The sequence below is a fragment of the Proteus columbae genome (assembly GCF_009914335.1).
Classification (GTDB): domain Bacteria; phylum Pseudomonadota; class Gammaproteobacteria; order Enterobacterales; family Enterobacteriaceae; genus Proteus.
The window spans coordinates 1,948,729-1,970,203 of the sequence record NZ_CP043925.1 but is presented as its reverse complement, the minus strand read 5'-3'; the positions used below and the strand labels follow the sequence as shown (position 1 = coordinate 1,970,203).

19 protein-coding genes and 1 pseudogene are annotated in these 21,475 nt (G+C 34.6%); 12 read left to right on the top strand and 8 right to left on the bottom strand.

The features are described from left to right. Positions 1–4: 4 nt before the first annotated feature. The 3 genes from glgX to F1325_RS09495 form a co-directional block, all read right to left on the bottom strand. Complete coding sequence (gene glgX, locus F1325_RS09505; RefSeq protein WP_109372316.1) at positions 5–2,074, bottom strand: glycogen debranching protein GlgX; 2,070 nt, start codon at positions 2,072–2,074, stop codon at positions 5–7. A 1-nt stretch (position 2,075) separates the two neighbouring features. Beyond that, positions 2,076–4,259 (bottom strand): 1,4-alpha-glucan branching protein GlgB, encoded by a 2,184-nt coding sequence (gene glgB, locus F1325_RS09500; RefSeq protein WP_160230363.1) that lies wholly within the window; start codon positions 4,257–4,259, stop codon positions 2,076–2,078. A gap of 364 nt (positions 4,260–4,623) precedes the next feature. After that, a complete protein-coding gene (locus F1325_RS09495) occupies positions 4,624–5,505 on the bottom strand; it encodes a LysR substrate-binding domain-containing protein (RefSeq protein WP_102086704.1) in 882 nt (293 codons plus the stop codon). A 143-nt stretch (positions 5,506–5,648) separates the two neighbouring features. Here F1325_RS09495 and F1325_RS09490 point away from each other — a divergent pair, with 143 nt between their 5' ends. Beyond that, a complete protein-coding gene (locus tag F1325_RS09490) occupies positions 5,649–6,374 on the top strand; it encodes a sulfite exporter TauE/SafE family protein (protein WP_167392471.1) in 726 nt (241 codons plus the stop codon). Between the two features lie 124 nt (positions 6,375–6,498). Further along, positions 6,499–7,098, top strand: a complete 600-nt coding sequence (locus F1325_RS09485) for a sugar O-acetyltransferase (protein ID WP_109372319.1) — start codon at positions 6,499–6,501, stop codon at positions 7,096–7,098. A gap of 53 nt (positions 7,099–7,151) precedes the next feature. Here F1325_RS09485 and F1325_RS09480 read toward each other — a convergent pair whose 3' ends face one another. Then, positions 7,152–7,919 carry a GNAT family N-acetyltransferase gene (locus F1325_RS09480; RefSeq protein ID WP_109372320.1) on the bottom strand — a complete coding sequence of 256 codons (768 nt, stop codon included), beginning with the start codon at positions 7,917–7,919 and terminating at the stop codon, positions 7,152–7,154. Positions 7,920–8,817: 898 nt separating this feature from the next. Here F1325_RS09480 and leuE point away from each other — a divergent pair. Then, positions 8,818–9,465 (top strand): leucine efflux protein LeuE, encoded by a 648-nt coding sequence (leuE, locus tag F1325_RS09475; protein ID WP_109372321.1) that lies wholly within the window; start codon positions 8,818–8,820, stop codon positions 9,463–9,465. Between the two features lie 67 nt (positions 9,466–9,532). Here the strand turns inward: leuE and F1325_RS09470 are convergent, their stop codons facing one another. Further along, complete coding sequence (locus tag F1325_RS09470) at positions 9,533–10,552, bottom strand: methyltransferase (RefSeq protein WP_244185015.1); 1,020 nt, start codon at positions 10,550–10,552, stop codon at positions 9,533–9,535. A 243-nt stretch (positions 10,553–10,795) separates the two neighbouring features. Here F1325_RS09470 and F1325_RS09465 point away from each other — a divergent pair, with 243 nt between their 5' ends. The 3 genes from F1325_RS09465 to yqfB all read left to right on the top strand — a co-directional run bounded on the left by F1325_RS09465 (position 10,796) and on the right by yqfB (position 12,712). Beyond that, positions 10,796–11,404, top strand: a complete 609-nt coding sequence (locus F1325_RS09465) for a DNA-3-methyladenine glycosylase family protein (RefSeq protein WP_160230362.1) — start codon at positions 10,796–10,798, stop codon at positions 11,402–11,404. Between the two features lie 77 nt (positions 11,405–11,481). Then, entirely contained in the window at positions 11,482–12,330 is an 849-nt protein-coding gene (gene ada, locus F1325_RS09460; RefSeq protein WP_160230361.1) for a bifunctional DNA-binding transcriptional regulator/O6-methylguanine-DNA methyltransferase Ada, read from the top strand. Between the two features lie 61 nt (positions 12,331–12,391). Then, a complete protein-coding gene (yqfB, locus tag F1325_RS09455) occupies positions 12,392–12,712 on the top strand; it encodes a N(4)-acetylcytidine aminohydrolase (RefSeq protein ID WP_109372324.1) in 321 nt (106 codons plus the stop codon). Between the two features lie 59 nt (positions 12,713–12,771). On the opposite strand, the gene F1325_RS09450 is transcribed toward yqfB, so the two are convergent. Next, positions 12,772–14,520: an ABC-F family ATP-binding cassette domain-containing protein gene (locus F1325_RS09450; RefSeq protein ID WP_160230360.1), complete on the bottom strand. Its 1,749-nt coding sequence runs from the start codon at positions 14,518–14,520 to the stop codon at positions 12,772–12,774. 464 nt (positions 14,521–14,984) lie between these two features. On the opposite strand from F1325_RS09450, the gene ddlA reads away from it, so the two are divergent. Next, complete coding sequence (gene ddlA, locus F1325_RS09445) at positions 14,985–16,085, top strand: D-alanine--D-alanine ligase (RefSeq protein ID WP_109372326.1); 1,101 nt, start codon at positions 14,985–14,987, stop codon at positions 16,083–16,085. A 25-nt stretch (positions 16,086–16,110) separates the two neighbouring features. Further along, positions 16,111–16,497, top strand: coding sequence for a VOC family protein (locus F1325_RS09440; RefSeq protein ID WP_102086718.1), 387 nt, complete (start codon positions 16,111–16,113; stop codon positions 16,495–16,497). A gap of 48 nt (positions 16,498–16,545) precedes the next feature. On the opposite strand, the pseudogene F1325_RS09435 reads toward F1325_RS09440, so the two are convergent. Further along, positions 16,546–17,112 (bottom strand): annotated as a pseudogene (locus tag F1325_RS09435) (DMT family transporter); the annotation flags it as partial. Positions 17,113–17,174: 62 nt separating this feature from the next. On the opposite strand from F1325_RS09435, the gene F1325_RS09430 reads away from it, so the two are divergent. Next, positions 17,175–17,441, top strand: a complete 267-nt coding sequence (locus tag F1325_RS09430; RefSeq protein ID WP_167514934.1) for a hypothetical protein — start codon at positions 17,175–17,177, stop codon at positions 17,439–17,441. Positions 17,442–17,499: 58 nt separating this feature from the next. On the opposite strand, the gene F1325_RS09425 is transcribed toward F1325_RS09430, so the two are convergent. Further along, positions 17,500–18,588, bottom strand: coding sequence for an alpha/beta hydrolase family protein (locus tag F1325_RS09425; RefSeq protein ID WP_160230358.1), 1,089 nt, complete (start codon positions 18,586–18,588; stop codon positions 17,500–17,502). 550 nt (positions 18,589–19,138) lie between these two features. Between F1325_RS09425 and F1325_RS09420 the strand changes: the two genes are divergently transcribed. The 3 genes from F1325_RS09420 to F1325_RS09410 all read left to right on the top strand — a co-directional run bounded on the left by F1325_RS09420 (position 19,139) and on the right by F1325_RS09410 (position 21,285). Then, a complete protein-coding gene (locus F1325_RS09420; protein WP_244185016.1) occupies positions 19,139–19,516 on the top strand; it encodes a lysozyme inhibitor LprI family protein in 378 nt (125 codons plus the stop codon). A 217-nt stretch (positions 19,517–19,733) separates the two neighbouring features. Then, positions 19,734–20,267 (top strand): carbapenem self-resistance protein CarG family protein, encoded by a 534-nt coding sequence (locus tag F1325_RS09415; RefSeq protein WP_109372331.1) that lies wholly within the window; start codon positions 19,734–19,736, stop codon positions 20,265–20,267. A 217-nt stretch (positions 20,268–20,484) separates the two neighbouring features. Then, positions 20,485–21,285: a MetQ/NlpA family lipoprotein gene (locus F1325_RS09410; protein WP_109372332.1), complete on the top strand. Its 801-nt coding sequence runs from the start codon at positions 20,485–20,487 to the stop codon at positions 21,283–21,285. Positions 21,286–21,475: the final 190 nt, after the last annotated feature.

The following is a 21,475-nucleotide window of genomic DNA, read 5'->3' as shown; positions in this document are numbered from 1 at the left end:
CAAATTACTTAACTTGGGAGGAAATAATGGGTAATTTTTCAGTAGAAGACTGAGTATAAAAAACGCTATTTCGCCAAAGGGTGATACTGTTAGGTTGTATTTCACAATGCTGAGATTGTGTCGGGTGACAATCAGGCCAGCTAACCGTATCAAGCAAGCAGGACCAAGACCCTTCAGGTAAAGAAAAAACAGCGTTGTTTCTTAATGGGTTAAACATTAAGATCCATTGTTGCGCTAAAAGAAGTTGTAATGGTGAGGGTGGAAGTTGTTGCCATTCTTCATGACTCATAGGCTGAGCATTCTGATTTAACCAAACCACGTTTTGGCTATCTTCTTCCCACCACTTAAGCGAACTTAAAGGTGTAATTTGGTGACGTAATTCAATAAGGTGGCGAATGTAATCAGTTAAGTCATAAGGTTGTTGAAACCATTTGATCCAACTGACTTTATTATCCTGACAATAAGCGTTGTTATTACCATATTGCGTATTACCCACTTCATCACCGGCGAGTAAATGAGGTGTTCCTCTAGAAAGCAGTAAGGTTGCAAGCATATTCCGAGTTGCAAGCAATCTGTGTTGACTTATTTTTTCGTTGACTATCAAACCTTCTTCACCAAAATTCACACTGTAATTGGTGTTATGTCCATCTAGGTTTGATTCTCCATTCTCCTCGTTATGTTTGTTCTGATAACTTACTAAATCCCGTAGTGTAAAGCCGTCGTGGCTAGTTATCATATTGACGCTAGAATAGGGAGGTCTACCATTTTTGTGATACAGCTTTGCAGAGCCCGTAATATTGTCTGCAAATGTCGCAATAGCCACATCACGCCATAACCAAAAACGACGAATAACATCGCGATAGCCATCATTCCATTCTGTAAATGGAACAGGGAAATTACCGACTTGATAACCATCAGAGCCTAAGTCCCAAGGCTCTGCGATAAGTTTGATACGGGACAGCAGCGGATCTTGTCGTATCGCTGTCAGTAATGGTGATTGAGTATCAAAATAAGGAACTCGACCAAGACTTGTCGCTAAATCAAAACGAAAACCATCGATATGAAATTCTGTCACCCAATAACGCAGGCAATCCATAACCCACTGCACTGTTTCAGGGCGACTTAAATTTAGAGTATTGCCACAGCCAGTCCAATTTTGTGCTTTATTTTCGTCGTTTAGCCAATAATAGCTTTGATTATCAATACCGCGCTGCGAAACAATATAACCTTCATATTGATCACTTAATTCTGCTGTATGGTTGAATACCACATCTAAAATCACTTCAATATTGGCTTTGTGTAAACACCTTACTGCTTCTCGGAATTCATCCATAATATTCCGACCTGTGTTGGAATAATATTGTGTCGATAAAGCAAAGGGCGCTAATACGTTATAACCCCAATAATTTTTTAATCCGATTTTATGAAGATGTGGCTCTGTTAAATGGTATTGAACGGGTAACAGTTCTAATGCCGTAATGCCTAATTTTTGCAAATGTGCAATAAAGGCAGGATGCCCTAATGCTGCATAAGTGCCCGCAATTTTCTCTGGTATTTCAGGATGAAGTTTTGTCAGTCCTTTTACATGTCCTTCGTAAATAATGGTTTCTGACCACGGCGTATTTAAACGCTGATACGTGCCTTTTTCTTTATAAGAATGGCAAAAACAACCGCTATCATCTGTGATAACTGCTTTAGGTGTAATCGCACTATCATCATGCTCTAATGCATTAAAAACAGGGGAGGTGTAAGGTAATGTATTATCAACAATACCTGTCACCTGTTTTGCATAGGGATCTAATAATAGTTGCTGAGGTTGATAGAACAATCCTTGCTCTGGGTTCCATTCGCCCTCTACACGATAACCATAATGTAAACCTGGCCCTGCACCGGGCAAATATCCATGCCAAATTGCGCCCGTTTTACCCGGTAATGGGTAGCGGATCTCTTTGCCTGCTTTATCAAACAGGCAAAGAATGACTTTAGTGGCATTTTCACTAAAGAGTGTAAAGTTTACTCCATAGCCATCATAATGACTGCCCATAGGAAAAGGGCGACCATAATCTAAAGACATATTAATCCTTCAATCTTAAATATAGCGTCGCAAGTGGAGGCAGTGACAACGACAAGGAGTGAGGCTTGCCATTAAATGCACTTGCGGTTGTTTCTATTTCACCTAAATTTCCTACATTACTGCCGTTATAAAACTCAGAATCACTGTTGAGAATTTCCTGATAAGTACCTGCTTTATTTACACCGACAACATAATTGTGATGAACAACAGGCGTGAAATTACTGATAATAATAATTTCATTGCCTTGCGCATCTTTACGGCAAAAAGCAAAGACAGAGTTATCGTGATCATCAACGGTAAGCCATTCAAAGCCTTCGCGTTCAAAATCACATTCATAAAGCGGAGCATTAGCTTGATAGGAAAGATTCAAATCACGTACAAAGTGTTGAACACCTTGATGTGGGTTATTTGGCTCTTCGAGAAGATGCCAATCTAAGCTGCTGTCGTGGTTCCATTCACGCCATTGTGCAAACTCACATCCCATAAATAGCAGTTTTTTGCCGGGATAAGCCCACATAAAGCCGAGATATGCACGTAAATTGGCAAATTTTTGCCAATCATCGCCCACCATGCGGCCAATCAACGAACCTTTACCATGCACAAATTCATCATGAGAAAGAGGTAGAACAAAGTTTTCGTTATAGGCATAGAGCATGCCAAAGGTCATTTGATTGTGGTGAAATTTACGGTAGATAGGATCACGTTGCATATAAGCTAACGTGTCATGCATCCAACCCATATTCCATTTGTAATTAAAACCTAAGCCACCATCATCAGGCGGTAAGGTAACACCTGGAAAATCAGTAGATTCTTCTGCAATTGTGACAGTAGCGGGGCAAGTTGTGCCCAGTAATTTATTGGTATGGCGAATAAAATCAATGGCTTCTAAATTCTCACGTCCACCGTGTTTATTGGGTATCCATTCGCCTTCTTTTCGGCTGTAATCACGATAAAGCATGGAGGCAACAGCATCGAAACGGAAACCATCTAGTGCAAAATGCTCATGCCAATACAATAAATTACCAGAAAGGTAATTCAGCACTTCATTGCGCCCATAGTTATAAATCAAAGTATTCCAATCGGGATGAAAGCCTTCACGTCTATCCGCATATTCATAGAGTGATGTGCCATCAAAATTACGTAAACCGTAATCATCTTCAGGGAAATGACCAGGAACCCAATCTAAAATAACGTTAATTTCTGCTTGATGTGCTACTTCAATAAAGTCACGGAAATCCATTGGGGAGCCAAAGCGACGAGTTGGTGAATATAACCCTAATGGTTGATATCCCCATGAGCCATCAAAAGGATGCTCATTAATAGGGAGCAACTCAATATGAGTAAAACCCATCTCTTTAACATATGGAATTAACTGTTCAGCTAATTCTCGATAGCTTAACCAGCTTTGATCGTCAGTATGTCTGCGCCATGAACCTAAATGAACTTCATAAATAGAGATAGGTGCATTACGCTGATTCGCTTGCTGACGCGATAATGGCATTGGTTTGATTGGTGGTAATGTATTGATAATTGATGCGGTTTCAGGGCGTATTTGTGTTTCAAAAGCATAAGGATCGGCTTTTAATCGACGTTCACCATTCGCATCAAGAATAGAATATTTATAACAATCACCTAGATGAGCTTGTGGAAGGAAGAGCTCCCATATTCCACTTTCACGGCGTAATCGCATTGGAAAACGACGTTCATCCCAGAATGAGAAATCGCCTACAACACTTACGCTTTTTGCGTTGGGCGCCCATACTGCAAAAGTAATACCATCGATATCACCCAGTTTTGCAGGGTGTGCGCCTAAACATTGGTAAGGGCGGGAGTGATGGCCTTGCGCTAAAAACCAAATATCCATTTCTTGCAATAAAATGCCAAATTGATAGGGATCATCAACGACACCTTGTGCATTTTCCCACGTTACATCTAAACAGTAACTAAAACGGCGTTTACGTCGGGGGATAGCACCACAGAAAAAACCACTAGGGTGTTTACGCTCTAGTGTTGCTACTTTTCGGCCATTTTTTCTATCGATGACACTGACTGCAACTGCATCTGGTAAAAAAGCACGAACCTCTAAACCTGCCGATGTTTCATGCATACCAAGAAGTGCAAAAGGATCAGATTCATACCCATTAATTAGTTTTTCTATTGCTTTTTTTGTCACAGCTACAGACATCTCATCGTCCTTCGTTGCTAGCAAATAAATTAATAAATTTTATATATAGATATCAGCATAGAACGTTAATTTAAGTTAAACAATAAGTGTTTATAACAGATTATTTAAAATCAAAATAATTTAAATAAGTTAATTTACTTATTTTTTGATCTTAATAAATTGAATTTAAATGAGTTTAATAATATAGTAGAGAAAGATCGCGAATTATAAAAACAGCACGATTAGCGTTTTTACCTATTCACAAAAAGAAGATAATCATTAGATGTTTTTAATGAAATGGCTGTAAATTAGTTTTAAAAAGTATAATAAATAGGATTGAAATTGCTATTTCCATGAAAAAAAATCACTTATTTAATTAGTAAAATTAACTTTTTTGTTGGGTGAGCCATTGTTCAAAATCAAGATGTGTTTTGGTTTTTTGTACACCTAATGGTGTTAAAGCGTAGTAGCTTATCGGTACAATTTGGATATTTGGAAATAACACTTTTAAAGTACCGCTATTTATTTCATTCGACAAAATCGAAACAGGGCCAATGCCGAGGCCTAATCCTTCAATAATGGCTTGAAGAGAAATATGAAAGTGATCAAAGCGATAGTGACGTGAGAATGAACGCTGAGTATTAAGATGAGTCGCCATTAACCATTGTTGCCAATGACCTGGGCGGGTAAGTGTATCAATAACGGGGCAGTCAAAAACATCTTCAAATCTAGTGACGTTGTAACGTTTTAAGAATTTTTCAGAAGCAATTAAACAATGTTTATCCTCTAAAAAAACAACGGATGAATACTCTTGTTGCTGAGGTTGAGGGCGAATAATCAGATCATCATGACTAATCAAATGAAATCGCTCGCTATTTGCAGAAGCAACTTGGATATTTGCATTAGGATATTGAAGATAAAAATCCTCCATTCGCGGAATAAGCCATTTTAAACAAAGTGTTGTAGGAACACTGATATTTAAAATATCATTTTTTCCACCATTACCATAACGAAAACCAATATCATTTAATTTATCAAAAACGTCACTTAACTCTTGCGCTAGCGTCAATGCATAAGGAGTGGGTACGCGGCGTAAACCTTGTTTATTGAATAAGGTGACACCAAACCATTTTTCTATAACTTGGATATGACGACTGATCGCACCATGAGTGACACATAATGTCTGTGCGGCTTCAGTATAACTTTGACTATGGCAAGCGACTAAGAAAGCACGCAATGAAGGTAATGGAGGAAGGTTTCTCATCATAATTTTCTCATTATAGTTTATTCATCATAAATAAAGCGGCTTTCTGATTAAAACTCACAATACCGTGATATTTTATCACAGGTAAAAATAAAGAAGACGGGTATGATAAAGCGTCTTTAACTTATTGAACTTAAAGGATGATAATGAGTTTTATCGCGGTTATTTTATTGGCAGTATTGTCTGGTGTAATCAGTGGCGTTGTAGGAACGGGCTCTTCTATTTTATTAATTCCCGCTTTGACTTATGTATTTGGTGCTAAGGAAGCCGTACCGATTATGGCATTAGCGTCAGTGATGGGAAATTTATCACGTATTTATTTATGGCGTCACAGTATTCGCTTTAAACCACTATTTTATTATCTATTACCCAGTATTCCAGCCGTTATTCTTGGTGCTAATACATTATGGATAATGTCTGAAAAATGGCTAAATATTGGTATGGGAATATTTTTTATATTGATGATCCCCGTGATCCACTTATTACGCAAACATCAAGTCAAAATGAAAACTTACCAAGTTATTATTGCAGGTGCAGTTATCGGCTATTTAACAGGGATTGTGTTTTCCACAGGACCATTAACTATTCCCATATTCTCTGCATATGGTCTGACATTAGGACCATTACTTGCAACTGAAGCAGCTGCCTCATTTGTTATTTATCTCACTAAAGCCCTGACATTTAGCCAACTAGGTGCAGTTAATAGCTTTATCTTTATTAGTGGAGTGTTAGTAGGTTGTGGCTTAACCGTAGGAAATTACTTTGGTAAAAAACTGGTATTAAAACTGACACCAAAACTTTTTCAATGGCTATTAGATGCCATGCTAATTTTTGCTGGTGGCTCACTGCTATTTAATGGCATTTATTCTTAATAAAATGTAAGCCGCACTTAATGGGCTAAAAAAACACCGCTAATTTAAGTTAATTAACGCTAGAATAAGAAAATCAATATTGACGTTTATCTAAACTGTTTTATTTCAAATTCGGAGTATCACAATGACGGAATACGAAAAAATGGTATCAGGTCATCTTTACCATGCTAGTAAAGATGACAGTTTAGAACCACTTAGAGTAAAAGCGCGTGAAATTATTTATGATTTTAATATGACGCGTCCTTCTGACGTTGAAAAGAGAAAGACATATTTAAAACAGCTTTTAGGAAAAACGGGCAATAATTTTACTATTGAGCCACCATTTCATTGTGACTATGGTCAGTTAATTGAAATTGGTGAGTCATTTTACGCTAATTTTAATCTAACGATATTAGATTGTGCTCCAGTAAAAATTGGACACAATGTGATGTGTGCGCCAAATGTCAGTATTTTAACTGCAACTCATCCGATTGATCCTGAAATACGCAGCAGTGAATTAGAATATGCATTACCGATTACTATCGGTAATTCAGTATGGTTAGGTGCAGGGTGTATTATCTTACCTGGTGTGGCTATTGGTGATAATTGCGTTATAGGTGCCGGCAGTGTAGTCACAAAATCTATTCCGGCTAATTGCGTTGCTGTTGGAAATCCTTGTCGAGTGATAAGACAAATTAGCGATAAAGATAAACAAGATGCTGAGAAAAGGCTTAGTCTTTATTAATATTTAAAAAATAGGCTCAACAAACATGATTGAGCCTATTCATATAGCTGCTTTTATTCTTTAATAAAACTAAGATAGTTAAAGAGCGATTTAAAACCAAACTTACGGTATAGCGCTAAACCATCGGCTGATGCATCTAAGAAGCAACGTTCAACGCCTTGCTCACGGCAAAACTCTAAAACATGCTTAATCAAATGTGTCGCATAACCATTACCTTGATAGGCAATATCTGTCCCAATATCATCAAAACGCGCTAATTTATTGTGTATTGTTAACGTTAATGAAGAGACTGGCTGACCATCAACTAATAACGCGTAATGGAAAATAGCTGCGCCATTATCTAATGCTTTCTGATGATAGCGAATATATTCATTAACAATCGTATCATCACTATCATTCCCCACTGGAAACGCCGTTTTTAATGGGTGCGCCCACTGTTCAAGGTTGTGATTGGTTAAAATGATATCACAAGGATTATTTCTATAAGATGGGAATACCGCTTCCGATAATGTTAAATACATTGCGGTTGTCATACCATCACCGGTATAACCTGCATTTTTTATTATTTCTTCAAATTCAGACAACAATGACTCGGGTAATACCAAAATATGATTTTTTTTCTGCGAAGTAAAAAGAGTGCTGGCTTGCTGGAATGAACTTTCTGTTGCGCCTTGGCGCAAATAAATAAAGTTAAAAATGGCTGCATCCATTGGTGTCATAAAGCAGTGAGTATGATCACCAATACGAATATTATTTTCACAAATTTCTGACCAAAAGGCTTTTTCTACTATTTTAAATTCTTTATACAGTTGTGCATCCATAATGGTTCTCTAGCTGAATCGTGATACGCGATAAGGCGTTAATAGAGGTTCCGCTTTTTCGTAAATAAGTTCTTGTGCAACTAATCCACATGATAAAGGTGACAATGTCACGGTAGCGTGCATAGTAACAAGATATAATCTCTGATAAGGAGATATTTCTTCCAATAATTGGCATTTCATCTTTAGGCATAGGCCTTTCACCGACAGCAACCTGTTTTATTGTTAGTTTACCTGTTTGTGTAAAATTATCATAAAAAGTCGCTCATGCGTGGCATGCAATACGCTCAGGGTGATGTACATCACTATTATCAATGTAATCTTCAGCTGCAATAATCTCATTTTGAGCAAAGCGGCGTAACTCCATCTCTGGTGTGAAGATAAATGCAAGATAAAGGTAAAAATAAAAAAACAACCTAGAATAATGGTTTTGGCAAATATAATCTTTTTTATTCCCTCGCTTTTCGTGCTAATTAATTCACTCAATATCAATAAAAACACTTATTTTTCATAAAATTAATGAGTAAAGCTATTTTAATGTTAAAAATAGAATACCGCCTAAGATCACAAAAAGAATAATGCACCATAACACAAATCAAACAATAGGGTATTGCATCTAAATTTAAATCAATATGTGGTTTATAATTCCATATATGTAACTTTAATTAGACACTAAGTCTGTATAAATTTTAATTTCAGCATCATACTATAACGCACATTCAAACTGGTTTTTTAATCTAAAATTAGTTATAAAAAGAGACTTACAAGCTGCTTTTTACACACAAAAGCAGAGTAATTAACTTATCTTTAGATGGTATAAAGATTATTGTTTTACAAAAAAAATATTGTAGATATGATAGCTCACATATTCAGCATGTTATTTTTTTAAAAAAGGCGTCGTATGTTAGAAAGTATCGGTATTTCAAATATTTGGACATACCTTTTAGGCGTTATTTTTATTACTTTAGTACCAGGTCCAAACTCGATTTTCGTCCTTACTTCCAGTGCGAAGCATGGCGTAAAAGGGGGGTATAAAGCCGCTCTTGGTGTTTTTACGGGTGATGCATTATTAATCTTTTTGGCATTTTTGGGGGTTGCTTCATTAGTCAAGACTTCACCCGTCTTCTTTATTGTCATTAAATATGCTGGTGCACTTTATTTAACCTATTTAGGGTTAAAAACGTTATATGCAACGTTCCAAAAGAAAAAAGAGACGCCAGAGCAAGTGTCTGAAGTTACTGTAAAAGCAAAAGATGGTCTTTATGTTAAGGCGTTATTTTTGAGTATGCTTAACCCAAAAATGATCATTTTTTATGTTTCTTTCTTTATTCAGTTTATCGATCCTAAGTATGAAAATGCAGGTGTTCCATTCTTTGTATTAGGTGTGATTTTAGAAACATGCAGTATGCTTTATTTATCAGTTCTTATATTTGGCGGTGTTGCTATTACTAATAAAGTAAAACATAACAAACGGTTAGCTTCATTATCAAATAGTTGTATTGGTGCCGTATTCTTACTTTTTGGTGCAAAACTGGCATTAACTGCATAATTTTATTTAAAAAGCCACTTCTTAAAGTGGCTTTTTTTTAATACAAACAAATGACCATCTCAATAGATTATTTAATAACAACCTCTAATATTGAGTTATATGTTTCTGTCTTTATCACTTTATTTATTTTTAAATCTGCTTTATCCAATAAAGCTATAAATTCATCTTCTGTACGCTCACCTGATTCTGGGAATGCACTCATGCAAAGAATATCCATATATTTAGCGACATCAGGTATATTCTTCTTAAAAATAACAGGTTCAATAATAAGTACTTTTGAATCTTTCTTCATAGCTTTACGGAAGTTTTTAAATATTTTAATAACACTATCATTATCCCAATCATGGATAATATATTTAATTAAATAGATATCAGATTCAGGATAATCTCCAAATAGATCACCAGGTATTAATTTCCATCGACTATCATCACCTAATTCAACTAATTTGGTTCTTTCTAACACATGCTGGCGATCAAACAACTGTCCTTTTAACGTCGGATTATTCTTTAAGACTTCTAATAATAATCCACCTAATCCTCCAGCAATGTCTGTCACTATTTTATTCTCTGGAAAATTATAATGCTTAATAATAAAATAATTTTCTATTTTTGATAGTGAGCTCATACCCGCTTGAAAATCATGATCTTTTCTTACATTATCTTGCCAGTATTGATAAAAAGACATGCCATATAGATTTTCAAAAGCGGGATTACCTTGAACAGACTCAATGACATCACCTACTGGGCGCCATAACGTTTCATTTGTTAACATTAGCACGGCATCACGTAAGCTATATTTATGATCGCTTAATAAAAACTGTCCTCCTGGAGCAAGAGAATAGCGAGAACCTTCCGATTCATAAAATATACTTTCAGATGCTAACATTCTTAATATTCTATTTAGAACATAGGGAATTGAATTCGTTTTTTTTGCAAGTTCATTTATATCTTTAGGTCCTTCTTTTAATAAATCAGCAATTTTTAATTTAGCTGCAACTCTTAAAGCTGCTGGTATAGTAAAGCACATGGATTTTTTCATTAATTCTAATGCTGCTGACTTATTATTTAAATCTAAACTATTGCTCATGATATTAATCCCCATTATATATAATACATATTGGTTTATAAAATAAGTATTTAGAATGAAGTATAGAATGTTTTTTTAGTTTAGATAAATTTATAAATATTTAATTTCATCGTTTTTAATTGTGATTTTTTATATAATTATTATTAATTACATGAAAATAAAAAAGCAAGAAACGGGGTGTGTGATACCTTAAGCTTCAAGTTATACTGTCATTTATCTAGTATATTTTGATATGAGATAGCTATGTATTTTCAGTATGGCGAGAAAGAGATAAATACTTTAAAAAATCGTGATAAGCGTTTAGCCGCGCTTATTGAAAGAATAGGGGATATTAAACGGCCTCTTACTCCTGATTTATTTACAGCATTAGTTAAAAATATTATTGAACAACAAATCTCAGTTTCTGCTGCCGAAACCGTTAATCTGCGATTACTCAAATTATGTGAGGGGATTTACACACCAGAACGTATTGCAAAATTATCAGAACAAGAGATACAGCAGTGTGGAATGACTATGCGCAAAGCTAGTTATATTATCGGTATTGCTGACGCCGTTATTTCAGAAAGATTAGATTTAAATAAAATTCCTGAGATGACAGATAAAGAGGTTATCGATACGTTAATTCAATTAAAAGGTATTGGGGTTTGGACTGCAGAAATGCTATTAATCTCTTCACTTAATCGGCCAGATATTTTAAGTTGGGGAGATTTAGCTATTCAACGTGGAATTATGCGTCTTTATCGCCATAAAACATTGAATAAAGTACGCTTTGCACGTTATCGAAAACGCTATTCACCCTATGGTTCTACGGCATCGCTTTATCTATGGGCATTATCTAAAGAGCCAGAGTAATTGAGCAACAAACGGAGTTCTTTATTCATTATGTTTGTCAATAATAGCCATAATCCCGCATTTAAAGGACTACCATAATGGAAAGTAAACATAATCAACTTATTGAGCGAGCCTGCCGTTTTATTGAAGAAAATAACGGTGACGTGTCGCTTACCTGTATTGCAGAGCATGTTATGGCAAGCCCATATCATTTCCATCGCTTATTTAAATCAACGATGGGGATCACACCAAAAGATTATGCTAATGCTTATCGTCAAAAATTAATAAAAAAAGCGTTAGTTCAAGATGGCAGTATTACAGATGCGATTTATCAATCAGGCTTCAATGCGAATAGCCGTTTCTATGAAAATGCAACCGCGATATTAGGAATGACGCCAACAAATTGGCGTACAGGTGGTAAGAATATTGCTATCTTTTTTGCTATCGCTCAATGCTCTTTGGGAAATATTCTTGTGGCACAAAGTGAAAAGGGGATTTGTGCCATTATGTTGGGGGATGATGCAGAGCTGTTATTAGAAGATTTGCAAAAACAATTCCCTTTGGCTGAATTAATTGGTGCCAATGAAGAGTTTGAGCAAGTCATTGCACAAGTAATCGGCTTTATTGAATTACCCAAACAACCCTTATCTTTACCTCTTGATATCCAAGGTACGGTATTTCAGCAAAAAGTTTGGCAGGCATTATTAGATATCCCTTTTGGTAGCACGATGACTTACCAAGAAATCGCCGACAAAATTGGAGCACCTAAGGCATATCGCGCTGTCGCTAATGCTTGCGCAGCTAATAAGCTAGCAGTTGCTATTCCATGTCATCGTGTTATTCGACAAAATGGTGAATTATCTGGTTATCGTTGGGGCATTGAACGTAAGGCTAAGTTGCTTCAGACGGAGGCTTTAAATAATACCCTTGAGGGTAAAAAAGAATAAAAAGTAGTTATTGCATGATAAAATAATCAGCAATTTATCAATAAATTTATGAGTCAATATTATGTCGGCAATACCAACAGAAATTACTTTTTTTGAACGTTTGATCCCTTCCATTCTTGAAGAAAAAAAAATGATTACTATCAGAGATGAAAGTGAAAGTAATTACAAACCAGGAAGCATTGTTGAATTATTTGCTAATGAACATCGTACTCATTATGGAAAATTGAAAATCATAGCGGTATCACCTTTACGTTATGATGATATCAATGAGTATCACGCACAACAGGAAGGCATGACACTTCCCGTGTTGAAAGCGCTTATCAAAGATATTTATCCGACAACGAAATCTTTATATCTTATTGAATATCAATTAGTAAAATAAGAATAAATAAAAAAGGATCACAGCGTGATCCTTTTAACTTAAACAAAATCTTATTTATTTTATATCAATTTGAGTGCTTGCTTTAGCTGGTTAATCTCTAATTTCCATTGTGCTTGCAAAGCAGGTTTTTGATGGTTAATTTTACGTGCTAAATCGGCCTCTAATTTCTCTTCTAGCTCAATTAACTTAAAGAGTTTTTCATCATCATCATGATGTGAAACTACTGGAACTGATGAGATATTCTGCAAATTATTGAGTTTATCCACTAGCAGAGTTTCTGGCATTTCTTCTTCGGAGATAAGCTGATAAATCGCTTCAATATCATGGTGTTCTGTTAAAACATCATTATGAATATACCAAAAACGATTACAGCTACTTTCAATCAATTCTCTATCATGGCTAACTAATAAAACACCACCAGGAAATTGGTTAATTTGTTCAGCTAATGCCTTTTTGCCTTCCATATCAATATGGTTTGTTGGCTCATCCAACATTAATAAAGAATAGTTTGCTAAACTCAGGCCAACAAACAATAAACGCGCTCGTTCACCACCACTTAATGTACTCACTTTCTGCCCGTGGCGCGTATAAACAAAGCCAGCACTAATAAGCGCCATTTTTCTCTGTTCATCCGTTATTGGTGCAAAAGGTTTTAACGCATCAGAAAGGGTATCATTATCAACTAATTGAGCAATTTTTTGATCGTAATAACCCAATTCAACTCGGGGATGCAGCTTTATTGCATTTTGTTCACTTATCTCAACTAAACTAAGTGACCAAATCATCTTTAATAATGATGATTTACCTGTTCCATTAGCCCCAATTATTGCTACTCGATCACCACTTTTTATACGCTGATTTTCAACAGTATATAAAACGGGTGTATTTTCAGCAGGAATAACAGCAAGTTGATTTAATTCGCAGAGCCTATCAGCACGTAATGCCGTACCAGAAAACTGTAATACCCACTGATTTCCAGACGCCACTTCAGTTTGCTCATCTTTTAAACGAACAATATGCTTTTCCATCTGTTTAGCTTTACGAGATAAATTCTCGTTATCATAAACGTGTCCCCATATTGCGAGTTGTTTCGCACTTTGGGCTATTCTATCTATTTCTTTTTGCTGTGCATCATAGCGATGTTGTGCACTGATATCTTGCTCTTCTTGTGCAACTCGAGCTTGAGAGCAGGGTAACCGAAATATAGATAGCGATTTATCACGAATAATCCATGTACAATTTGTTACGTTGTCTAATAACGTATTATCATGTGAAACCAGAATGAAGCTACCACGCCACTGTTTTAAAAATGTTTCCAACCATAAAATAGTGGGTAAATCGAGGTGGTTACTTGGTTCATCAAGTAATAATAAATCAGGCTCAATAATTAACGCTCTCGCTAATAATAAACGAGTGTGTTGACCACCACTTAATTGCGAGACAAGGAGATCTTTTTCGTGAAGTTTAAATCCCATTTCACTTAGCAATAATTCAGCTCGCCAGCCTTCAGATGAACTGTATTCTTCAGGTAATTTATGAAGTACAGCATCCATTAAAGTCATTGACTGTAATTCAGTGGGTAAGTGTTGTTCTATATACGCCATAACCGTTTGATTAGCGACAGAAATAACACCCGAACTTGGTGATAATTGATGTGAAAGTAATTTTAATAAAGTACTTTTCCCACAACCGTTATAACCAATTAAACCAATCTTCTCACCTTTAATCAGTGCTAAAGAAATATCATTTAATAATAAACCGTGATTATTATGGAAAGACAGATTTTGTGTAGATAATAATGTGCTCATAGCTTACTCATTCTTTAGGCGTAAAAACGCCTTGGGCAATATCAAGCGATAACCCTGTAAGCTGAGGAGAGGTAATAGTTAACGTCGCTCAGGCAGGTTAACGCAGTAAATTACTGTGAAAGCCTGAGCTGTGGCGATTACCAAAGAAGTGTGAGTATTCAATAAGATCACACAAAAACATAATTAGCCTCCTTCTCTAAGTTTAAAAGTTAATCGGTAGTGTGATTCTATCAAGATAGGGTTACGACATACAATCTTATAAAAGAGGTAAAAGGTGTTATTTTGTGTGTTACCGCTAAGGAAACTCTATAACTTGAAATAGTGATGTTTTAACACTCTAAATCATAGAATTTCATCATTTTATCGTAATTTTTCGCAGATAAGAACTATCCACCTACATTGGGGGTTTTTATCATGATATATTGCTACCTATTCGCTATAGCTGTCCTATAAAAGGTTAGAAAATGAGTAAATTAAGAGTCGCTATTATTTTTGGTGGTAAATCCACAGAACATCAAGTTTCATTACAGTCAGCAAAAAACATTATTAATGAATTAGATCGAACGAAATTCGACCTTTGCTTAATCGGTATTAATGAACAAGGTCAGTGGCATGAATATTCAGAAACTGATTATTTACTAAATAGCGATAATCCTAAAACTATTTCATTAAGCAAACCTTTAAGAGCGGTTGCTATTATTCCTGGTAGTGTAAAAAACCAATTTATTTCACTTGAAGATGGCCAGGCACTACCTCAAATTGATGTTGTATTCCCAATTGTCCATGGTGCGTACGGTGAAGATGGGACGCTCCAAGGCTTATTACACATGATTGATATGCCTTATGTAGGACCAAATATCATGAGTTCAGCAGCTTGTATGGACAAAGATATTACTAAACGCCTACTTGATGGTGCCGGATTAGCGGTTGCGCCATTTATTACTATTATGGCGCATCAAATTAATGATATTCCTTACAATGAAATGGTTCGTCAATTAGGACTTCCTTTATTTATTAAGCCTGCAAACCTAGGTTCTTCTGTAGGAATTAGCAAAGTTAATAATGAAGAAGAATTCAACGCTGCATTAGCAATGGCTTTTGAATACGATCTTAAAGTGATTGTTGAAAGTGCTATTGTAGGTCGTGAAATAGAGTGTGCTGTTTTAGGTAATGAAGATCCAGAAGTTAGCCCTTGTGGTGAAATTGTATTAAACGATGCTTTCTATGCCTATAACACAAAATATATCGATGAAGACGGTGCTAAAGTCGTTGTCCCAGCGGTAATGGAAGAAAATACGAGTGTGAATATTCGCCAAGTTGCATTAAAAGCATACCGTGTTCTTAATTGCTTAGGTATGGCTCGTGTAGATGTGTTCTTAACGCAAGATAATCGTGTTGTGATCAATGAAATAAACACACTACCTGGTTTTACCAATATTAGTATGTATCCCAAATTATGGCAGAGTGCAGGTTTAGGCTATCAATCATTAATTACTAAATTAATTGAGTTAGCACTAGATCACCATAGAAAAACAGCTGTTTTAAAAACGAAGTGTGAACTTTAATTGATGTATAAAAAGTGAGAGCTTGATGAAAATTACACACCTTGATCATTTGGTATTAACGGTTGCTGATATTCAGATGACCTGTGATTTTTATCACCGCGTATTAGGCTTTAACGTTATTACGTTTAAAGAAGGACGCAAAGCACTCACTTTTGGTTCTCAAAAAATAAATCTTCATCAATTAGGAAAGGAATTTCTTCCCAAAGCAGCAAAACCAACCGCAGGTTCGGCTGATTTGTGTTTTTTAACACAAACACCGTTATCAGAGATTATTGAGCATTTAAATCAGCAAGGTGTAGAGATAGAAGAAGGGCCAGTTCCTAGAACGGGTGCAACTGGCGCTATTATGTCGGTTTATTTACGTGATCCTGATAATAACTTGCTTGAAGTTGCCAATTTAATTGAAGAATAAAACACGTTAAATAACCCTATTTAGCGTGTTTTTTTAGTTTCTTTTTAATTAAGCATATTTTCTTGAGCCAGCGACACAAAAAATAACACCAATGGTGACTAACAACATCAATAAATTGACAGATTCATGAAGTAATACAGCGGCTAAACCTAAGCCAAAGAATGGTTGTAATAATTGAAGTTGTCCTACTGCCGCGATCCCACCTTGTGATAATCCTTTGTACCAAAATATAAAGCCAATCAACATACTAAAAAGCGAGACATAGCCTAAGCCTACCCATGCTGAAACACTAATTGTAGCGAGCTCTTCAGGCATAAGAATAAAGCTAAGAATAAGCATTGGAGGTAAAGATACAATTAATGCACAACATATAACCTGCCATCCGCCTAATGCTTTCGTTAAACTCGCACCTTCGGCATAACCTAAACCACAAACAATTACTGACGCTATCATTAATAAATCTGCACTGATTGATGATACTCCACCTTGAGAAAGGGCATAGCCCATCACCAACAAACTACCAATAATAGAAAAAAACCAAAAAATAGGGCGAGGCTTTTCACCACCACGTATTACCGCAAAAATTGCCGTAGATAATGGTAATAAAGCTAAAAAACAAGGTTGTTGATAAATTAGAGCGTTTATTACGCAAAGATGCACAGCAGCGATAAAAAATAGTGAGTGAGATATTTGAAAGACTTTCTTATATTCATCATCCAACTTCTTATTTTTTATGGATCCCTTTACCTGAAGAAGTGAGAGCCGATAAAATTGTTGCTTCATTACATCAATTACAAATATCTGTTGCAACCGCTGAGCCTTATGCCACAACGACCAATATTCCTCATGCAATTCGTATTGCACTAGCTTCAATTGATATTAATTTATTGCGTGATGCATTAATAAAAATCAGAGAAATCATTGAGTATCAAATTGATTTATAATATATTTTTTACACTTTAATGCCTAAGGAAAAACTCTCATTTAGGCGTTATTTACATTTTATTTTAAATTTGTATTCCTATTTTCACATTTAAAATCAATGAAATCAGAAGATATTGTCGTCTCTTCAGTGATCCACGATGTTAAGTAATTTAAAGCATCTGGGGAATAACTATCTTGTCCTTGATAAATGAAAAGCATCTGCTTCCACCAAGGCCATTGATTATCTAACTGGTAATTAAAGAAAGGCGCTTTTAATAAACTATGAGAAGCATTGGGGAATAGGGTGACTGTTTTATCTACATGATTTCCTAATAGTGTTCTATATAAACATGCGTTTTTTGGAGCATCGACATTAAGATCTAACTCACCAAACATAGCCAGTACCCGCCCATTCATGTGCGGTAAATCTTGAGATGAATCACTTAAATAGTTTTGAACAACAAAATAGAAACGATCGTCAGACATATCTCTTTGCGCTGAAATATCATGGTTACCATTAATGCCAAACACACGATCATTTTGTTGCAGTTGCTCTGAGACTCTTCGAGCAATTTCATTATCATCAATATTGTCGGCTTTTAAACGTACTTGCTGATAATAAACGCCTTGAGCTCGCCAATTCACAGCTCCACCAATAATAACGGAAAAATCAGGTTTAGATTGCGTCGCTGCAATAGGGATAACCCATCCAGCCTGTGAAAATCCTAAATAACCAACTTTAATATCTGTATGAGTAAATTTTTTTTGAAGAATTTTTAATGCTATTTGTGCTTCATCTGCTCTATCTTGCATAGATTGAAACAACCAATTTCCTTGGCTCTCTCCTACACCGGCTTTATCCCATGTATACACACCAATGCCAGAATCCAGTAAGCTATTAATTAATGGCAAATATCCACTATTTGAAAAGCGATCTTGAGCACCATCACCATGAACAAAAATAGCAACTGCTTTTATATTATTCTGATTAGGTAAAATTAATGTTCCAGATAAAGTATCTGTTTTAGAAGTAAAATTAATCGGTGTTATCGCTAAGGCATGATCATCCAATTCAAAATCAGAATACTGGCCACGACTAATGATAATCACAAAAAGAAGTACAATAAATCCTAAATAAAACCAAATTGATTTGAAACATTTTTTCATATCTTGAAAAATCCACTATGGGTGTAGACCCGTGAGTAATATAAATAAATCATTTATGTCTCTATTTATATAATATGTACCAATTAGACTAGTTAGTCTAATTAATTGAATTAATTTTATTAAAATTTGCTTAAATAGGAACTGGTAAGATGAGTTACTTATTAAAGTAAAATTGATTAGATATTTTCAATAAACGTGATTCAATACAAAAAAACAAATAATAGAATATAACTACTATTTTACTTAGTTTTTTTTACAAATGACATTTATTGTTAAAGAAAAAAGATATTGAGTTATCATTTTTTTAAATTTTTATTAAATAGATATTCTCTCTAAACAAAATATCAGTATAATTACTCAAGGTTAAATATTGTTGTCTAAATTGGATTATCTAAAATAGAGTATTTTTTCGTTATCTTCACGTAATTGTCATATAAGAAATATTGCTAAAATGATAAATAGCTTACTTTGTTTTTATCTTTTAAATTAAGTAGTAAAGGAATGAAGTGAATATCTTTAGCGATATTTTTAATCAAAAATGGACGGTGTGATGAAAAAACTTATCCTATTCGGTACAATATCTGGCGGTATACTATTTTGGTCTATACATTTACAAGCAGATAATTTTGATTGTCGAAATGCGGCGACTCAGACTGAAATTAATCAATGTGTATATCAAGATTTTCAGCAAAAAGATGAAGAACTTAACCATATTTATCAACAATATTATGCTAAATTAGACGGTGTTCGAAAAGATCAGCTTAAACAAGCCCAGTTGGTTTGGATTAATTTTAGAGACCTCTCTTGCCAATATGAAGCTGACTATTATCAAGGTGGCAGTTTAGCACCAATGGTATATAGCAGTTGTTTAAAAGATAAAACAAAAGAAAGAATTAGCGATCTTAAAAATTATATTGCTCTATATTAAAGAAAAATGTTTAATCTAAGAAAAATATAACCACTAAAAATATATTCTTTTTATAATAGTCAAATAAGTATAGTGGTTATCATGAAAATAATTTATAAATGATATAAATGATATAAATGTAAATTTTGTATTATTTTGAAACATAAAACCCCTTGACTAATCACTGTTACAAAGTAGTCTGATGTGCAAGTAATAAGCAAAAAAAGAAGTGAATTCAATGAATAATATATTAAAACTTGGACTAGGATTACTTTTTTTATCGTTGCCATTTGCTTCAACAGCAGCAGATATTAAACTCAAATATGGAGTAAATCTTATCGATTTTAATGGTGATGGTGTTCCTGATGTTGTCGTTAAATCTAGACGAGCATTAAATGATTCAACCTCTGTTGATCTGGCAACGGTTTATATCAAAGGAAGTGATCAAAAGGTTTATATTGTTCCGTCCATATATGCTAATGCTTTGAGTCTTTTTAGCAATAAGATTAAAGGTACAGATATCACCATCTCTGATTTCAAATTTATTGAGAAAAAAAATCACGTTGTATTGTTAAGTGCTGAAAAAGTAGGAAACAACCTACAAAAAGCCACGCCAATCCGCTTTTCAAGTTATTCTATTTTAGAAAATAAAAAAGGTGATGAAATTCAATTTAAATGGCAATTTAATAGCTATTGTGTAACTGAATCATCTTATCTTAGCGTAGAAGATGCATATTCTGATAATTGTATAAACAAAATTATTAATGAATAAATCTACAATTAAATAACAAACACATCATATTATGATGTGTTATTTTTTTATTTTATAAAACAACGCATTGTGTAAATATAAATAATATTCCTTTCTTTATATGCATTGGGTACTTGTATCATTTCTCGTTCCTTGTTATTAATCTACTGTTAGGATATTTCTTAATCAAAATGATTTTTATGGCGCTGTTTTATCAAAGTCTGTTTAAGAGGGAGATATGAAGGAAATTATTACAGGTTTACTTCTAGCCTCAATATCACTATTTACTGTATCTTGTTCACAAGAAGATACACATAAAGTAAAAGTGGCAATTAATACAGGGCCTGATCAAGTGATTTGGGATGAAGTAATTCGTTTAGCGAAATTAACTGAAGGGTTAGATGTTGAGATTGTTGCTTTTAATGATTATGTTCAGCCTAATAAGGCATTGAACAATAAAGAAGTTGATGCGAATGTATTTCAATCAATTCCTTATCTTCAAGCTCAAATAAAAGAACATGGTTACCAATTTCATATTGCCAGCAAAACGTATATCTTTCCTTTAGCCGCATACTCTAAAAAAATTAGCGATATAAATGAATTAAAGTCTGGTGATGTCGTTGCAATTTCAAATGAAGTCAGCATGAAAGGGCGTGCCCTTTTATTACTCGCAGAAAACAATCTCATTACTCTTAATGATGATGTTGGTTTCACGCCAACAGTAGATGACATTATCTATAACGCAAAAGAAATCACTTTTGTTGAAGTCGACACACCTAAGCTGACTGAAGCATTAAATGATCCAAATATCACAATGGCTATAATCAACAATAATTTTTCATCTCAAGTTGGGCTCATTGCGACTCGTGATGGGCTGATCTTAGAAACTAAAAACTCACCTTATGCTAATGTTGTTGTTACGCGTGAAGATAACAAAAATGATGAAAATATAAAAAAACTGGTTTCAGTTCTGCATTCAAGACAAATCGAGTTAAAATTCAAAGAAATGTATAAAGGTGATGCGGTAAGAGCTTGGTAACCACCCTTAACTTAAAGGTAAAAAGAGGCGCTCATTCTTTTTATCTTTAAGTTTATCCTACTGTTTTTTCCTTCTTTTTAACTAGAATAATCAACTTTTATCTAGTCAAATTACCTTGATTAAATACCACTCAACAAATAGAACCTTTTATTTAACGTTATTTTTATGTTTAAACGCGTTATGTTTATAT

Excerpts from the sequence above, each read along its gene's own strand:
- yqfB (WP_109372324.1), top strand. The coding sequence starts at position 12,392 with ATGTCGGCAATACCAACAGAAATTACTTTTTTTGAACGTTTGATCCCT.
- F1325_RS09420 (WP_244185016.1), top strand. The coding sequence starts at position 19,139 with ATGAAAAAACTTATCCTATTCGGTACAATATCTGGCGGTATACTATTT.
- glgX (WP_109372316.1), bottom strand. The coding sequence starts at position 2,074 with ATGTCTTTAGATTATGGTCGCCCTTTTCCTATGGGCAGTCATTATGAT.
- F1325_RS09490 (WP_167392471.1), top strand. The coding sequence starts at position 5,649 with ATGAGTTTTATCGCGGTTATTTTATTGGCAGTATTGTCTGGTGTAATC.
- F1325_RS09415 (WP_109372331.1), top strand. The coding sequence starts at position 19,734 with ATGAATAATATATTAAAACTTGGACTAGGATTACTTTTTTTATCGTTG.
- glgB (WP_160230363.1), bottom strand. The coding sequence starts at position 4,259 with ATGTCTGTAGCTGTGACAAAAAAAGCAATAGAAAAACTAATTAATGGG.
- F1325_RS09450 (WP_160230360.1), bottom strand. The coding sequence starts at position 14,520 with ATGAGCACATTATTATCTACACAAAATCTGTCTTTCCATAATAATCAC.
- ddlA (WP_109372326.1), top strand. The coding sequence starts at position 14,985 with ATGAGTAAATTAAGAGTCGCTATTATTTTTGGTGGTAAATCCACAGAA.
- F1325_RS09410 (WP_109372332.1), top strand. The coding sequence starts at position 20,485 with ATGAAGGAAATTATTACAGGTTTACTTCTAGCCTCAATATCACTATTT.
- F1325_RS09425 (WP_160230358.1), bottom strand. The coding sequence starts at position 18,588 with ATGAAAAAATGTTTCAAATCAATTTGGTTTTATTTAGGATTTATTGTA.
- leuE (WP_109372321.1), top strand. The coding sequence starts at position 8,818 with ATGTTAGAAAGTATCGGTATTTCAAATATTTGGACATACCTTTTAGGC.
- ada (WP_160230361.1), top strand. The coding sequence starts at position 11,482 with ATGGAAAGTAAACATAATCAACTTATTGAGCGAGCCTGCCGTTTTATT.
- F1325_RS09495 (WP_102086704.1), bottom strand. The coding sequence starts at position 5,505 with ATGATGAGAAACCTTCCTCCATTACCTTCATTGCGTGCTTTCTTAGTC.
- F1325_RS09470 (WP_244185015.1), bottom strand. The coding sequence starts at position 10,552 with ATGAGCAATAGTTTAGATTTAAATAATAAGTCAGCAGCATTAGAATTA.
- F1325_RS09465 (WP_160230362.1), top strand. The coding sequence starts at position 10,796 with ATGTATTTTCAGTATGGCGAGAAAGAGATAAATACTTTAAAAAATCGT.
- F1325_RS09440 (WP_102086718.1), top strand. The coding sequence starts at position 16,111 with ATGAAAATTACACACCTTGATCATTTGGTATTAACGGTTGCTGATATT.
- F1325_RS09480 (WP_109372320.1), bottom strand. The coding sequence starts at position 7,919 with ATGGATGCACAACTGTATAAAGAATTTAAAATAGTAGAAAAAGCCTTT.
- F1325_RS09485 (WP_109372319.1), top strand. The coding sequence starts at position 6,499 with ATGACGGAATACGAAAAAATGGTATCAGGTCATCTTTACCATGCTAGT.